We start from the raw sequence: 15,792 nt of genomic DNA, 5'->3' as shown, positions 1-15,792 counted from the left end.
GACAAAGACAAACTTCCGCCGCTATTTCGTCAGATCAATCACAAATTCATCTTTCAAACAGATCCTCAACAAAACATGAGGGTCGACGCAGTGAATAGAGTCACAAGGCATCTAAGTCTCGAAAGACGGCGGTTGTCGCTGATTGCGGCTCTGGCTTTTGCCTCAGGTTTCGCTCTTTACTCACATATAGATGCAACGCGTTTCGGATTGCCCGTCCCGGTTGTTGTCGGCCTGATCTATATGGCTGTCATTGTATGCACGACGGCTCTATCCACCTATTTCCTTCCAGGCTTGCGCCGCGTCACGGATACGGTGGCGATGACGCGTCTGGCATTTGCTCTTTGGGTGGCCGGAACCCAAAGCCATGAGATCGCAGCCTCGCCCACAATCAGCGCCGCCGTTGTGGTAGGGGGCGCGATCTTCGTGTTGCAAACGGGTTCATTGGTTCAAAAGCTGGCCGGTAATCGACCGGATTTCGGCTTTGTCCCTTACATCGTTGGAAACACGCGCCTGTTTCTGGACTGGTTGGATAACGTAGGCGAATATCAGGGTGCCCGGGTCCAGCCTGTATTTGCCGGAAAGACGCCTCGAACGGTGGTCTGATGGCAAAACTCAGGTTTATTTGGTCAGCGTTGCACAGGCCGTCTGGGCCCATCTAAGGGCCAGAGGCGAAAGATGCGGCCCGACCTGTCTGAGAACCTTGGCATGATAGTCATTGATCCAGTCAATTTCTGACTGGTTCAGCATATCTGGCATCAACATATCCGTCTGGATCGGGATCCAGGTCATGTTCGAGAACTCCAGAAATCCGTCATCTGCCTCGACAATCTCGAACAGGTTTTCGATGCGAATGCCGAACCTGCCGGCCTCGTAATATCCCGGCTCGATCGACATAACCATGCCAGGCATCAGGTCGACCGGGTTGTAAGGTTTGCCAATGCGCTGCGGATGTTCATGGACAGACAACCGGTGGCCAATTCCATGACCCGTACCGTGGTCATAATCCAATCCCAGATCCCACAGCGGGCGGCGACAGATTGCATCAATGTGATGGCCCTGTGTGCCTGCAGGAAAGCGCAGCGTGGCCAGAGCGTGAAAGGCCTTGAACACTGCGGTATAGGCCCGGTCATATCCATCAGGCCGCTGAGGCCCGAACGAAAAGCTGCGCGTGGCATCCGTTGTGCCGGTGTCGTACTGCCCCCCGGAATCCAGCAGGTATGTGCCCCGCGGTTGGATCGGAACGGTATTGTCGACCTCGGTCGCGTAATGGCACATCGCGGCATTGCCATCGGCGGCCGAGATTGTGTTGAAGCTTTCGTGGATGAACCCATCCTGAGCGCGGCGGAAGGCCAATACCCGCTGTTCTGCTTTACGCTCGGTCACCGGTTCAGCCTGTTTCTGTACCTGACCCGCCAGCCAGGCGCAGAATTCGGTCCAGGCGATCCCGTCCCGGATATGGCAAGCGCGCAACCCTTCCAGTTCCGTTGTATTCTTGCGGGCTTTGGTTTTGCTTAACAATCCGTTGACCGGCACGCCCTTCGCTCCGGTACGCTCCAGCACTTGTTTGACCGCCGTCGGCGAAAAATCGGGGTCGAAAATCACAGCCTGGCCGGGCGCTGTGAGATCACTGAGTGTAGACAGAAAACCATCCGGCGCCTGAACCGAAACATTTTCCGGCATGTGGTCAGTGACATCGGCATCCAGTTTTTGGTCAGACACGAACCAGTGCACTTGGCCCGAGCTTTGCAACAGAAGGAAAGAGTTGGGAACAGGGTTGAAAGCCACGTCTGAGCCACGCACATTAAGCAGCCAGGCGATGTTGTCGGGCTGAGTTTCCACCAGCAAGTCGGCCTCTCGGCGTGTTAGCTCTGTGGCCAGATCCGAGATCTTATCACCCGCCGCCCGGCCCGAAAACTGAAGTGGAAATGGCTCGATCTGTCCTTGGGGGGCAGCGGGTTGGTCGGTCCAGATTGCATCGACCGGATTTGAAGCCGTCGCTACCATCGCGGCACCGCTGCCTTCCAGCCCGTGCTCAAATCGGTCAAACCAGACCGGCGGTAGGTGCATCGAGTCAAAGCCGATTTTCCATCCTTTCTGTGCAACGGCGGCCAGCCAGTATTCGGGCGGCTCGTTAAACAGATGATGGTGCGAGAAAACAGCCTCGGCACACTGGTTTGCAGCCTGCACCACATAGCGGCCATCGACAAATAAAGCGACAGTTTCGGGTGTGACGATGGCCATGCCTGCCGAGCCGCTGAAGCCAGTTACAAAGGCGAGGCGTTCATCATGAGGGGCAACATATTCGCCCTGATGTGCGTCGTAGCGGGGCACGATAAAGGCATCCAGACCTTGTGCTTTAAGCTCTGCGCGCAAGGCCGAAACAATCGCGGATCGGTCGGTTCCGGGGGCATCAAGCATCGGCATTTATCTCTTCAACATGGTGACAGGCGACCTCGCCACGATTTTCAAAAGGCAGCAGGGCAGGCACTTTGGCTTTGCATATGTTGCTGGCGTGAGGGCACCGGACATGGAATGGGCACCCTGAGGGCATGTTCAGCGGTGAAGGCAGCTCTCCCTCAAGCCGCTTGACGGTGCCCCGGTTGTCGGGGTTCAGCGAAGGCGCGGCTGAAAGCAGAGCTTGGCTGTAAGGGTGGGAGGGGGCGGAAAACAAGGTTTCGCTGTCGCCGATTTCAACGATCCGCCCAAGGTAGATTACCGCGACCCGGTTTGAAACATGACGGACAAGCCGCAGGTCATGGGCCACAAACAGGATTGTCAGATCAAGTTCCCGCTGCAGGTCCAGCAACAGGTTTACCACCTGCGCCTGAACCGAAACATCTAGTGCCGAGACCAGTTCGTCCGCAATCAGAACTTCGGGTTCGACCGCCAATGCGCGCGCAATGGCGATCCGCTGACGCTGACCTCCGGAGAATTCGTGCGGCAGCTTGTCTTGCGCGTCCTTCGGAAGGCGGACCAGATCAAGCAACTCGGCCACACGGTCGGGAATTTCTGCTTCTGGGCGCATGTTGTGAACGCTCAGGGCTTCGGCCAGAATTTGCCCTGTCGTCATCCGGGGATTGAGCGATGAATAGGGGTCCTGGAACATCATCTGAACCCGGCGGTTATAGGTGCGGTCAGCTTTGATTTCGCCGTCGAATATGTCCTGACCTTCAAAGTGGATTGAACCGTCGCTGGGCTTATGAAGGCGCACGATACACCGGGCTAGTGTGGACTTTCCACACCCGGACTCTCCGACGACGCCCAAAGTTTCGCCGCGGGTCAAATCTAGGCTGACACCATTCAGCGCCCGTACTTCGCGACCAGGACGCCGCGTAATGACATCGCCGATGCTGCGGCCCATTGGGAACCGCAGATGCAGGTCGCGGATTTGCATCAGGGCAGTCATGCGGCGTTCCCTTGGGTTTTGGTTATCGGGTTGAAACAGGCGACCCGTCTTTGATCGGTGATCAGGGTCATCGCTGGGCGCTCTTGCGTGCAGGCCTCTATGCAGGCGGCACAGCGCAGTGCAAACGCGCATCCGGCAGGCAGGGCATCCAGTGCCGGCGGCACTCCGGGAACAGAATATAGCGGCGTGCGAGGAGCGATGTTTTCGGGCACAGACCGCATCAGACGCACAGTGTAGGGGTGATGCGGTGCCCGCAGCACATCGCGGACCGGCCCTTGTTCGACGATCCGCCCCGCATACATAACGGCCACGTTGTCGCAAGTCTGGGCAACCACGCCAAGATCATGGGTGACCAGCACAACCCCCATATCCATATCCTGCGCCAGTCGCAGGATCAGATCGAGGATCTGCGCCTGAATGGTCACGTCCAGTGCTGTGGTGGGTTCATCCGCCAGCAACAGTTTGGGTTCTGCGGCAAGCGCTATTGCGATCATGACCCGCTGGCGCATTCCGCCGGAAAATTGGTGAGGATAATCCTTCAAGCGTTGCGCTGCCGAGGGAATGCCGACAAGGTCCAGCATTTCGATTGCCCGATCCAAGCGCGCGGCGCGGGGCAGGTCGGTATGGGCACGCAGGGTCTCTTCCAGTTGCAGTCCCACTGTCAGCAGCGGGTTCAGCGAGGTCATCGGTTCCTGAAAAATCATCGCGATTTCGCGACCCTGAAACCGACGAAGAGCCCTGTCTGACATGGATATCAGATCACGCCCATTCCAGCGCACCTGGCCGGTCACGTCGCCATAGCGGCGCGCCAGCCCTATGATCGAGCGCAACGTGACGCTCTTGCCCGAACCGCTTTCGCCGACCAGCCCCAAAACCTCACCCCGGTTCACGCCGAAACTGACATCGCGAAGCGCAGGCAACGCTCGACCGTTCTTGTGAAAGGTTGTGCTTAGCCCGGTTACTTCTAGAAGTTTCGTTTGGTCCTGCATCGCTATCCCCGCGGTCTCAGCAGATCGGCAAGCCCATCGCCCAAAAGCGAAAAGCCAAGGCCGGTCAGAACGATGGCGATGCCGGGCATCAGGCTCAGCCACCAGGCGGTCGAGATAAAGTTGCGCCCTTCGGCGATCAGCACGCCCCATTCGGCCTGCGGTGGTTGCGCCCCCAACCCCAGATAGCCAAGGGATGACCCCAGCAAGATCACCAGCGCCATGTCAGTCATCCAATAGACAATAACCGGTGTTATCGCGTTTGGCAGCAGGTGGCGGAAGATGATGCGGCTGTCGGAATATCCCATCACCACCCCGGCCGAGGCATAGTCATTCCCCGTTTGAGCGATTACCTCGGCCCGCATCAGGCGCGCATAATAGACCCAGTAAACAACTGAAATCGCGATATACATGTTGATCAGGCCCGGCCCTAGAACCGCAACCACGGCAATGACAAGAACCAGGAAAGGAAAGGTGATTACAGCGTCAACGATGCGGCCAAAGATCATGTCCGCGATGCCGCGATAATACCCGACCAGCGCGCCAACAGTTATACCAGTGACCAATGCGAATACAGTCCCGAAAATTGCCATCTGCATGTTGACCTGATAGGCCCAGATGACGCGGGATAGGCTGTCGCGCCCTAACAGATCTGTGCCGAACGGATGTGCCCAGGATGGTGGTTGGCGCAGGGCCAGATAGTCGATTGCGCTTGGGTCATAGGGCGCGAATACGCCGGGAAACAGGGCAAGCAGCACCGAAAACCCGATGATGATGCACCCGGCCACGAACCCAGGTTTGCGCAAGGCCCGCTGCATGAAGGTGGGGCGCTGCGAGGTGCTGTTGAAGGTCGCGTCACTCATTGCAGGCGCATCCTTGGGTCAAGGCGACTCTGAAACAGGTCGGTCATCAGGAAAACCACGGAAACCAGAACAGCAAATGTCAGGGTCAGCCCCTGAATCAGGGGGTAGTCGCGGGCAAAGATAGCCTCGAGCATCAGGCGCCCCATTCCGGGCACGGCGAATACGGTTTCGGTGACCAATGTCCCGCTCATCAGATTGCCGATGGACAGGCCCAGCAGGGTTACCGTGGAAATCAGCGCATTGCGCAGGACGTGGCGACCCAGAACCAAACGAGGCGGCAGGCCTTTGGCACGCGCGAACTGGACATATTCGGCGTCCAGAACCTCGATAATCGCGCTGCGCAGGTTCCGCATGATGATGGCCGAGGTGTAAAGCGCTACGGTCACTGAAGGCAGGAACAGGTGATAGAGCCGCTCGGTAAAGGTGTCGCCATATCCTCCGACCGGAAACAGGCGCAGCTGTGCTGCCAGAAAGGTCAACAGAACGAGGCCAATATAGAACACCGGCATCGACAGCCCGATCTGAAAGACGGTGCGGATCACCGCATCAGGCCAGCGGCCCCGGTTGAGCGCAGCAACAAAGGCCAGCGGACCGGCAATCAGCAGCGACAAAACCACCGAATACACAGTCAGGAAGACAGTGATAGGAAGCCGGTCAGAAATCACATTGATCACATCCGAGCGCATCAGGATGGACCGACCCAGATCGCCCTGCACGGTGTTGGTAAGGAACAGCCAGAATTGCACCAGCATAGGTTCGGTCAACCCAAGCCGTTCACGGATGGCCTGGATGTCGGCGTCCGAGGCACGATCACCGGCCATCGCAATGGCAGGGTCCCCCGGTAGCAATCGAACAAGAAGAAAAATAATAATCATGACCAGGAAAAAGGTCGGGATCATCATCAGGAGTCGTTTGAAGATATAGGACAGGCTGGACAAAGCGAGCTCCGCAAATTTGTCCCGCCGCCTGAAAGCGGCGGGACCAGGGGTCTTACCTTAGCGGCTGACGGTTGCTTGATCGAAGATATTGTTGCCCAGAGGGGTCTGGACATAGCCTTCGACAGCCGAGCCAACTGCAACGGCAAAGGGGGTCTCATACATGAACAGCAGGGGGGCTGCCTCGGCATATAGCTCTTGCATTCGGGCGAATTTCGCTTTGCGCGCCTCGGCGTCCATTTCACCGGCGGCTTCGTCGAACAGGGTGTTAAACTCGGCGTTTTCCCAGCCGGTTCCTACCGCCTTGGCCGTGGGTGTGTGGCCCAGCCAGCCCACCACCTGACTGGGATCATTTACATCGTTGACCCAGCCATAGGTGTGAATGTCAAACTCACCTGATCGGTTCTTTGCGCCGCGTGTTGCGCCGTCCACTTGCTCGACCACAAGATCGACGCCCAGAGGAGCCCACATCTGCTGAAGCGCCGCAAAGATGGTCGCATCGTCCGCAGAACCTGCCAGCGTGGTAAAGGTGATTTCGGTTCCATCGGCAAACCCGGCCTCGGCCAACAATGCCTTGGCCTTGTCCACGTCATAGCCATAGAGCGGGGTCATGTCGGCGGCATATTGGGTAGCCTTGGCCATCAACGGCGAGCTCATCGGTTGACCCGCGCCATGCAGTACCAGCCCGATCAACGCTTCTTTGTTGGTGCCATAGTTCAGCGCCTGCCGGACGCGGGCGTCGGCCAGTGGGTTGGCAGAACCATCGGCTCGGCTATCGCGCGTATTGATTGGCGAATAGATGATCCGCGTCGACGGATAGAGGTTCATGTTGATGTTGGAATCCTGCTCCAGCTCGGCCACACGGCTGAATGGTATGAATTCTGCGGCATCAACTTCTCCGGCCTGCAAACTCAGGATGCGGGTAGCGTCATCCGGGATGATCTCAAAATGTACGGCATCCAGATACGGCAGAGCTTTGCCGTCTGCGCCCATGCGCCAATAGTTTTCATTGGCGCAGAAATCCATCGATGCACCTTGTTCAAAGCCACACAGATAGAAGGGGCCAGAGCCTACTCCGGCGGCTGTGGCGGCAAATATCGCAGCGGATTTTTCCTGATCTGTTGCACCTTCTGCGGCCTCAAAGGCCGCTTTGGACACGATTGCCGTGTTGAATGTGGCCAGCATGGACAGGATGGTTGGATCCGGGCTGCCAAGGGCAACCGTGATCGCGTTTCCATCGGCGGTAACCGCGTCGATCGCACCCAGCAAGCCAGCCCAGGGGCTCAGGTCGGGATTGCGCGCTCGGTCGAGGGAAAAGACTACGTCGTCACCTGACATGGGCGTACCGTTTGCGAATTTGATCCCCTCGCGCAGGGTCAGCGAAACCGTTTTACCATCGTCAGAGACTGTATAGGTCTCAGCAAGGCCGGGTTCGACGGAATTGCCGTCGGCACTGCTCCGCAGCAGGGTGTCGAACAGGCTGCCGACCATCCAGATATCAGGGTTGCGATCCGCATAGATCGGATCAATCAGGCGCGACCCGTCATAGCGTGCAAAGTTGAGTGTGCCGCCTCTTTCCTGTGCCAAAGCAGGCATGGCCAGGGTGGCGGCAACGGTTAGTCCCAAAACCGTCTTCAATTTCATAATCAGTCCTCCCGCAGAATGAATTCATGCTCGGGGCGACCATATCCGATTCTTAACAATACTAAAGCTTTTTTTAGTAGTGGGTGAAAAATGGCCAAATGTATTTAGGCTGACCTCTGTTCGGTTGGTCAATTTAACTTGCCACAAAGCCGGAATCATTGATCGGAGAGGTTGTTACCCAAAGCTCTACGGCTTCTACGTCCCCCAATACGACTGAGAAATGACGGGTAGATGTGTCGTGGTGAACGACGTCACCTGGCGACATAATGAAAACCTTGTCACCAAGGTGATATTCAAGCCGTCCCGAGATCAGATAGCAAAACGCCTCGCCCTCATGCCGCATCTTTTCGGAAACGTGCCCCGGGGGGCGATGAACGATCTGTGGGTTGAACAATGCACCGGTAAAACCAGGGCCCAGCTTCTCATAAAACCTGCCCCGCATACCCAGGGAATATGTCTGGCGGTTGTCCTTTGCCACATATTCGCTGAACACCTCGGGTACGCTGAGCAGCTTTTCGATGCTGGTTTGAAGTGCAGCGGCAATCGCCATCAGCGAGGTCAGCGAGGGTGAGCTCAGGCCGCGCTCGACCTGAGACAGAAAGCCCGTTGTCAGATCAGAGGTCTGTGCGACCTTGTCCAAAGTCAGGCCCATCGCCTTGCGCCGCCTGCGAATTGCCTGCCCCAGCTCGGTCGGCGTGCCCTTCGGCTTTGATTTGTCGCGCGCGTTTGCTGCGTTCATTCCCTGTCTCCCGGAATCGTGGGTTGCCGCGCATTCAACCGGATCGCAGAGGAAATATCAAAATTTTTTTTAGCAGAGGTAAATTTATTTGGGAAGATCTGGATATAAGCCTTCAAACCCCTCAATTTTTCCAACGGCTTAGTATCTAGCGAAACAAAATCAGAGTTTGATAGCGTGACGCCGATCCGCCGAGATCATGTCGCGGATGTTCTGTACGATTTGTTCCGCATGGGCGCTCGCCAATCGGTCGGCCTCGGTGATGTCCTGGGCCGCTATAGCTGCGATTATGTCGTCGTGTTCCAGGGAATACCGATCCGGTAACCGATCCCCAAAAGACGAATAATAGGGCCGCATGATCCGTTGCCCTTCGTTCAGCAATCTGCGCGTCAGGCTTTCGTAATATGGGTTGCGCCCTGCTTTGGCGATTGCATTATGAAGCTCTGCATTTTTTGCGATCATGGTCAGAACGTCATTTTTGGCAGCTGCATCCGAAAATTCCTGCTGCCGCATGCGAATGTCGCACAGATCCTGGTCCGTTCGGTATTCGGCGGCCAGCCGGGTTGTAACGCGATACATCAGGGTCATCGCATCAAAGAATGTGTGAAGATTCAAAAAGTCTATGGGCGCCACGATGCTCGCGCGGTTTGGCAGTGTCGCCACCAACCCTTCCGACGTCAGCCTGACAAGGGCTTCACGGATCGGGGTGCGCGACATCGAGAACCGCTCGCTCAGCTTGGCCTCGTCTATGGCGCTGCCGGGCGCAAGGGCGAGGTCGATGATTTCGTCCCGCAGGGTTTCATAGACGAACTGAACGCCTGATCCACGTTTGCGGCCGGCTTCGACCGGCTTTCGTTTTTCCATGTCAGAGCATTCCCTAGCCGCTGGATCGCGGTCCATCTGCGTTCGCACATCAATTTTGCCACACGTACCGGTGCTAAGTCGAGTGTTAATCCCAGCCAAAAACCGGTTGTTTTCACGTATTTTAGGGCCTTATTCCTTCTTGTCGAAAATTTGTCGACAAATAAAATATTTAAAGTAGACTGACGGCAAGATTACACGAATCCCTAACCCGGTGGGGCAATCCACCGGCCCGGCAAAAAAATACGGAGACCCAAATCGTGAACCCGAATGTCTTTTCCGGATGCATCCCGGCCCTGATGACGCCCTGTCGCGCGGATCGCAGTCCTGACTTTGAGGCGCTTGTGCGTAAAGGTCATGAGCTGATCGAGACGGGCATGTCCGCGGTTGTCTATTGTGGCTCGATGGGTGATTGGCCCCTTTTGACCGATGCGCAACGTATGCAGGGCGTCGAGGCGTTGGTCGGGGCTGGTATCCCGGTGATCGTGGGAACAGGCGCGATCAATTCGGCCTTGGCAATCCAGCATGCCGCACACGCGCAGAAAGTGGGCGCCAGCGGCTTGATGGTCATTCCCCGTGTACTGTCACGCGGCGCGTCCATGACTGCGCAGCGGCACCACTTCAAAGGCATTCTGGCCGCAGCACCGGATCTTCCCGCAGTGATCTACAACAGCCCTTATTACGGATTTACCACCCGTGCGGACCTGTTCTTTGATCTGCGCAAGGACCACCCGAACCTGATCGGTTACAAGGAATTCGGCGGCGCCGAAGATCTGCGCTATGCGTCCGAAAACATCACCAGCGGTGATGACAATGTTTCCCTGATGGTCGGCGTGGATACCGCGGTGTTCCACGGGATCGTGAATTGTGGCGCAACCGGCGCCATCACTGGGATCGGGAATGTGCTGCCCGATGAGATTCTGCATCTGGTGGATTTGTGTCAGGCGGCGGCCAAGGGCAATGCCAACGCGCGTGCCCGGGCGTTGGAGCTTGAGGCGGCTTTGGGCGTTTTGTCGTCCTTCGACGAAGGCACCGATCTTGTGCTCTACTACAAACACTTAATGGTTATGACGGGTCATCCCGAATACACGCATCATTTCAACGAAACAGATGCCCTTACTGACAGCCAGCGCGGCTATGTTGAACAACAGTTCATACTGTTCCGTACCTGGTACGAGAACTGGAGCAGTCAGGCCGGTTCTTCGGCGCAAAATGCAGCGTGAGGATTGGGTATGTCGTTGAATAATGGATATGTTTTTCGCGGTCAGCACTTGATTGGCGGTCGGTGGGTTGGAGCTGATGAAAGCTTTGCCTCCAGCCCCGTTTCGGGTGAGGGGAGCAACTTTGCTGCGGGAACGCCTGAGTTGGTTGATCAGGCCTGTACCCTGGCCGAGGCCGCCTTTGGAGATTACGCCAATCGCAGCCGAGGGGATCGGGCCAGGTTCCTGAATGCTATCGCGAATGAGATCGAGGCCCGTGCCGAGGCCATCACCAGCATTGGCAGTGCAGAAACCGGTCTGCCCGAGATGCGTCTTCAAGGCGAGCGGGGACGCACGGTTGGTCAGTTGCGCATGTTTGCCGAATTCGTCCAGGATGGTGCGTATCTAGAGCGCCGCCATGATCTGGCGATGCCGGATCGCCAACCCGCCCCACGTCCTGACATCAAGATGATGCAGCGCCCGGTTGGCCCGGTGGCTGTTTTTGGCGCCTCGAACTTCCCCTTGGCATTTTCGGTTGCCGGAGGTGACACCGCATCGGCACTGGCCGCAGGTTGCCCGGTCGTGGTCAAAGGCCACCCCGCCCATCCGGGCACCGGCGAAATCGTCGCTGATGCCATCCACGCGGCGGCCAGGGCGATCGGTATGCCCGACGGCGTATTCTCATTGGTGCAAGGTGGGGACCGCAGCATCGGAGAAGCATTGGTAAAGCATCCGGCAATCCGTGCCGTGGGCTTTACCGGTGGGCTGGCCGGAGGCAGGGCGCTGTTTGACCTCTGCGCAAGCCGCCCAGACCCGATCCCGTTCTTTGGTGAATTGGGCTCGGTCAATCCGATGTTTGTTCTTCCAAACGCTATGGTCGCCAGAGGTGAAGAGATCGGCAAAGCCTGGGCGGGGTCGATGACCATGGGGGCAGGGCAGTTTTGCACCAATCCGGGCGTTGCCGTGATGATCACAGGCGATGATGCTGACCAATTTATCGATGCTGCTGCGAGTGCCCTGAGTACAGTGCCGTCACAGACCATGCTGACCGATGGGATTGCCGAGGCATTTCGATCCGGCCAATCGCATTTGGCCGAACATCCTGCCGTGCGCACGATCCATCAAGGTTCCACGGCAGGCCGTTCAGCTGAACCGGCGCTATTCGAAACCGATGCCGAAGCGTTTCTGGCTGATCCCAGCCTCAGCGAAGAAGTGTTTGGGCCCGCATCGCTGATTGTGCGCGTCAGCTCGGAAAAAGAGATGGTTGCCTTGTCAGCCCAGCTGGACGGGCAACTTACCGCCACGATCCAGATGGATGACAGCGACACTGCGCTGGCGCAGCAACTCTTCCCGATTCTGGAGCGCAAGGCCGGGCGGTTGCTGTTCAACGGCTTCCCAACCGGGGTCGAGGTGGTGGGGTCCATGGTCCACGGGGGGCCTTATCCTGCCAGCACGAATTTCGGCGCAACAAGCGTCGGCACAATGGCCATTCGCCGTTGGCTGCGACCCGTAGCATATCAGAACATGCCCGCCGCACTCAGCCCCGAAGATCTGGAAGGCTCGACGCAATAAGCGGTGAACCACAGGGCAGAGGCTAGAAATTTCCTCGGCCATATCAAAGGCTTTGGCCCCGGTGAACGGGGCCGGGCAGGGACACCAAGATCGGCTGTTCCGTATCATCCGCAACACTCTGCCATAGAAGCAGATCACCGGAAATTCCGCGTCATTCGACGTGCAAAATCGGGCTTTGGCCCATAACAGGAGGACAAGATGAAACTCTTCTCGAACTTTGCCGCCCTGGCGGTAACAGCCACGCTTGCAATGCCCGCAAGCGCCTCAGAAATTGAATGGAAGATGACCGCAGCGATTGGTGAAGGTTCATTCTTTTACCAGAACTTCATGGAACGATTTGCGGCTAATGTGGACACACTGACCGCGGGGCGCATGCATGTCCAACCTTTTGGCGCGGGCGTTCTGGCCCCGGCCTTCAAGGCGTATGAAGTAGTTCAGGACGGCATCGTCGAAGCCGGACATTCCACGCCGTCTTATCTGGTAAACCAGGACCCGACCAATGCCGTTTTCGCCAGCTTCCCCGGTGGCATGTCCGGCGAGGCGACCCTGCACTGGATCTATGAAGGCGGCGGTGAGCAGATGCTGCAGGATTTCCGCCGCGAAGAAATGGGTCTGCACACGCTGGTCGTTGGGGTCGGTACGTCCGAAGTGATGGCGCATTCGAACGTCAAGATCGAAACAACCAGCGATCTGAAGGGCGTCAAATACCGGACCTCGGGCGCATGGGCCGCTGTTCTACAGGAAAGCTTTGGCGGCGTTCCGACGGTTGTCCCGGGAAATGAAATCTACACTTTGCTGCAGCGTAAGGGTGTGGACGCGGTCGAATGGTCGACACCAGGAGGCAATATCTCTGAAGGTTTCCACGAGGTTGCGCCCTATATGATCATGCCCGGCGTGCATCAGCCGTCCTTTCTGTGGGAAGTCTTCGTCAAACAGGAAACTTGGGATGCTCTGCCCGAGGATATCAAGCTTCAGGTTACCGCAGCGGCCAAGCTGACAACATACGAAAGCTTCACACATTTCGGTCACGCGGACATTCAAGCCATGGCTGCCTTCCGCGATACCAAAGTTGAAATCATCAACATGGTACCAGCGGAATCCGAAAAGATCCGCGCCGCCGGGCGCGATTGGGCCCGTAGCCAGGCTGCCAAAAAAGCCGAAGACGGAAGCGCCCGGATGCAAGAGGTTCTGGACAGCTACCTCACCTATCAAGCGAACTGGGCCGAGAATTCGGGTTATTTGGTTCGCGACAGCGCCGAATAGGCTCTGCCCTGACATTGGTTGGATGACCGGATATTCGTGCCGGTCATCCGTTTCCGGGGACATACATGACCACTATTCTCAGAGTCATCGACGCGATTGCCGGGGCGCTGGCCCTGCTGGGTCGATGCGTAATTTTTGCCCTGATCGTGGCAATGCTGTACGAGGTTGTTGCTCGCTATGCGTTTGGTGCGCCGACGCTTTGGGCGTTTGATATCTCGTACATGCTGAACGGTTCGGTTTTTCTGCTTGGGGCGGCTTATGCCCTGCGCTGTGACGTGCATGTCAGGATCGACTTTCTGTCTCAGCGTATGCCGATGCGGGCGCAGCAGCTGTTGAACGGTGCTGTCTTTCTGTTGGTCATGACACCGATCACGACCATCTTTGCCTGGGTTGCAAGCAAAAAAGCCTGGAAAGCACTGAACACCGGAGAGGTCGAAAGCGTCAGCCCCTGGGCGCCGGTTGTTTGGCCGTTTTACACGGTCATCGCCGTTGGTCTGGCGGCCTTGGCGCTGCAATTCCTGGCTGAGGCGATCAAGTTGCTTTCGGGGCGCAAGAACCCTGGTGAGGCACCGGGCGAACTGGACGGCATGGAAGAAAACCAATGACACCATTACTGATGTTTGCAGCCCTTTTTGTGTTGGTCTTTGCCGGAGTGCCGGTGGCCTTTTCGCTCATCATCATCTCCGTCGCCTTTGGCTACATGGTGTTCGGTGAGCTGATCTTTTTGCAGCTTTATGGTCCGCTGCTTCATACGGCTTCGAATTTCGTACTGGCAGCAATCCCTCTGTTCATTTTCATGGGGGCGATACTTGAGCGTTCGGGGATCGCGAAACGTCTGTTCTTTGCACTGCAGTTGTGGCTGGGCGGCTTGCCCGGTGGATTGGCGCTGTCGACGATTGCAATGTGCGCAGTTTTCGCCGCCGCATCCGGCGTTGTAGGTGCGGTCGAGATAGTTGTGGGGTTGATGGCCATCCCAGCCATGACCAAAGCGGGTTATCGTAATGACCTCATCGCGGGAACAATCTGTGCAGGGGGCTCACTGGGGACAATAATTCCACCCTCGGTCATTGTGGTCGTCTATGCGTCGATTGCGCAGCTGTCGATTGGCAAGCTGTTTGCCGCATCTATCCTGCCCGGCTTGCTGATGGTGGTGTTCTTCGTGCTTTATATTTTGGTGCGCAGCATGGTCCGACCTGCTGACGCTCCTCCGTTGCCACAGGCAGAGCGCGCGATGCCAACCGGCCGTAAGATGAAGGTGACGTTGACGGCATTGTTGCCCCCGCTGGCATTGATTGTCCTGGTGCTGGGCTCGCTTCTGGCCGGTGTTGCCTCGGCCACCGAAGCTGCCGCAGTCGGGGCCGCCGGTACGATCCTGCTGGCTTTGATGTTTCGGGAACTAAACCTGAAACTGATGTCCGAGGCACTGAATGTGACCCTGCGCATCACCGCTATGATCATGTTGATCGTGGCCGGAGGAACGATGTTCACCAGCATCTTTGCGGTCACCGGAGGCGGACAGCTGGTGCGCGATACCGTTGCCGGGATCGGGTATGGCAATGCCGGTATCATCGCATTCTTTTTGTTGGTGGTCTTTTTCGCGGGCTTTGTACTGGACTGGGTGTCGATCGTTCTGATTTTCATTCCGATCTTTGCCCCGATCGTGAAATCCGCCGGAATTGATCCGATCTGGTTTGCCATGATGGTTCTAGTGGTGATTCAGACTTCGTATCTGACACCGCCAATGGCACCGTCGATTTTCTATCTTCGATCAATCGCTCCGCGTGACATGAGCTATGGGCAGATGTATCGCGGCGTGTTGCCCTTTGTAGGGGCGCAAATGCTGGTTCTTGTGGTCATCATCCTGATCCCCGAAGTGGCGACATGGTTGCCAGAGATATTGGTCGGTCTTTGACATAGATCTTGGTCTTACCCCTTCAGATGCCTGGCCCCGGTTCAAGGGGCTGGGTCATCGCCCTAGTTGTTTCGAAAGATCTTTCGGTTCCGGTAACTTGTCCGCATTCTGCGCCGCCCATTGATGCATCTCATACAGCAGTGGAAGCAGGCTTTGACCCAGAGGTGTGAGGCTGTATTCGACATGCGGCAGTATGGTCTTGAAGTCTTTGCGAGAGACAAAGCCCGTCGTCTGCAACTCGGTCAGCTGGCGCGTTAACGTTCGATGTGTGATGCGCCCGAGGTTTCGCTGAAGCTGGTTGAACCGGCAGTCCCCCTGCGAAAGCCAGTAGATGATCAACAGCTTCCATCGACCTGAGATCGCCGAGATCAATGCTTCGATCTGACAATGATCCTATAACTCATCATGTTTCAAG

At 57.0% G+C, this 15,792-nt stretch carries 15 protein-coding genes; 6 read left to right on the top strand and 9 right to left on the bottom strand.

The window, feature by feature from the left end:
* The first annotated feature begins 90 nt into the window (after positions 1 to 90).
* Positions 91 to 603 (top strand): hypothetical protein, encoded by a 513-nt coding sequence (locus tag AC2FLB_RS06545; protein WP_496702293.1) that lies wholly within the window; start codon positions 91 to 93, stop codon positions 601 to 603.
* 15 nt (positions 604 to 618) lie between these two features.
* Here the strand turns inward: AC2FLB_RS06545 and AC2FLB_RS06540 are convergent, their stop codons facing one another.
* The 8 genes from AC2FLB_RS06540 to AC2FLB_RS06505 form a co-directional block, all read right to left on the bottom strand.
* A complete protein-coding gene (locus AC2FLB_RS06540; RefSeq protein ID WP_496708884.1) occupies positions 619 to 2,418 on the bottom strand; it encodes an aminopeptidase P family protein in 1,800 nt (599 codons plus the stop codon).
* Positions 2,411 to 3,406: an ABC transporter ATP-binding protein gene (locus AC2FLB_RS06535; RefSeq protein ID WP_496708883.1), complete on the bottom strand. Its 996-nt coding sequence runs from the start codon at positions 3,404 to 3,406 to the stop codon at positions 2,411 to 2,413. The genes AC2FLB_RS06540 and AC2FLB_RS06535 overlap by 8 nt, the downstream gene beginning before the upstream one ends.
* Positions 3,403 to 4,395: an ABC transporter ATP-binding protein gene (locus tag AC2FLB_RS06530; protein ID WP_496708882.1), complete on the bottom strand. Its 993-nt coding sequence runs from the start codon at positions 4,393 to 4,395 to the stop codon at positions 3,403 to 3,405. Before AC2FLB_RS06530 ends, AC2FLB_RS06535 begins: the two co-directional genes overlap by 4 nt.
* 2 nt (positions 4,396 to 4,397) lie before the next feature.
* Positions 4,398 to 5,255: an ABC transporter permease gene (locus tag AC2FLB_RS06525; protein ID WP_496708881.1), complete on the bottom strand. Its 858-nt coding sequence runs from the start codon at positions 5,253 to 5,255 to the stop codon at positions 4,398 to 4,400.
* Positions 5,252 to 6,193 carry an ABC transporter permease gene (locus AC2FLB_RS06520; protein ID WP_142637818.1) on the bottom strand — a complete coding sequence of 314 codons (942 nt, stop codon included), beginning with the start codon at positions 6,191 to 6,193 and terminating at the stop codon, positions 5,252 to 5,254. The genes AC2FLB_RS06525 and AC2FLB_RS06520 overlap by 4 nt, the downstream gene beginning before the upstream one ends.
* Before the next feature lie 57 nt (positions 6,194 to 6,250).
* Positions 6,251 to 7,834 (bottom strand): ABC transporter substrate-binding protein, encoded by a 1,584-nt coding sequence (locus AC2FLB_RS06515; protein ID WP_496708880.1) that lies wholly within the window; start codon positions 7,832 to 7,834, stop codon positions 6,251 to 6,253.
* A 133-nt stretch (positions 7,835 to 7,967) separates the two neighbouring features.
* A complete protein-coding gene (locus tag AC2FLB_RS06510; RefSeq protein WP_281973159.1) occupies positions 7,968 to 8,573 on the bottom strand; it encodes a helix-turn-helix domain-containing protein in 606 nt (201 codons plus the stop codon).
* A 159-nt stretch (positions 8,574 to 8,732) separates the two neighbouring features.
* Positions 8,733 to 9,434, bottom strand: coding sequence for a GntR family transcriptional regulator (locus AC2FLB_RS06505; RefSeq protein ID WP_496702286.1), 702 nt, complete (start codon positions 9,432 to 9,434; stop codon positions 8,733 to 8,735).
* A gap of 257 nt (positions 9,435 to 9,691) precedes the next feature.
* Here AC2FLB_RS06505 and AC2FLB_RS06500 point away from each other — a divergent pair, with 257 nt between their 5' ends.
* The 5 genes from AC2FLB_RS06500 to AC2FLB_RS06480 all read left to right on the top strand — a co-directional run bounded on the left by AC2FLB_RS06500 (position 9,692) and on the right by AC2FLB_RS06480 (position 15,377).
* Positions 9,692 to 10,654 carry a dihydrodipicolinate synthase family protein gene (locus tag AC2FLB_RS06500; RefSeq protein WP_496708879.1) on the top strand — a complete coding sequence of 321 codons (963 nt, stop codon included), beginning with the start codon at positions 9,692 to 9,694 and terminating at the stop codon, positions 10,652 to 10,654.
* Between the two features lie 9 nt (positions 10,655 to 10,663).
* A complete protein-coding gene (locus AC2FLB_RS06495) occupies positions 10,664 to 12,202 on the top strand; it encodes an aldehyde dehydrogenase (NADP(+)) (RefSeq protein ID WP_496708878.1) in 1,539 nt (512 codons plus the stop codon).
* A 198-nt stretch (positions 12,203 to 12,400) separates the two neighbouring features.
* Positions 12,401 to 13,465 carry a TRAP transporter substrate-binding protein DctP gene (gene dctP, locus AC2FLB_RS06490; RefSeq protein WP_496708877.1) on the top strand — a complete coding sequence of 355 codons (1,065 nt, stop codon included), beginning with the start codon at positions 12,401 to 12,403 and terminating at the stop codon, positions 13,463 to 13,465.
* Between the two features lie 65 nt (positions 13,466 to 13,530).
* Positions 13,531 to 14,070 carry a TRAP transporter small permease subunit gene (locus AC2FLB_RS06485; RefSeq protein WP_496708876.1) on the top strand — a complete coding sequence of 180 codons (540 nt, stop codon included), beginning with the start codon at positions 13,531 to 13,533 and terminating at the stop codon, positions 14,068 to 14,070.
* Entirely contained in the window at positions 14,067 to 15,377 is a 1,311-nt protein-coding gene (locus tag AC2FLB_RS06480) for a TRAP transporter large permease (protein WP_496702282.1), read from the top strand. Before AC2FLB_RS06485 ends, AC2FLB_RS06480 begins: the two co-directional genes overlap by 4 nt.
* A gap of 54 nt (positions 15,378 to 15,431) precedes the next feature.
* Here the strand turns inward: AC2FLB_RS06480 and AC2FLB_RS06475 are convergent, their stop codons facing one another.
* Positions 15,432 to 15,749, bottom strand: coding sequence for a winged helix-turn-helix transcriptional regulator (locus tag AC2FLB_RS06475; protein WP_496708875.1), 318 nt, complete (start codon positions 15,747 to 15,749; stop codon positions 15,432 to 15,434).
* Positions 15,750 to 15,792: the final 43 nt, after the last annotated feature.

It is taken from the genome of Ruegeria sp. CDSA236 (assembly GCF_059611285.1).
This window is presented reverse-complemented; position numbering and strand designations above follow the sequence as displayed.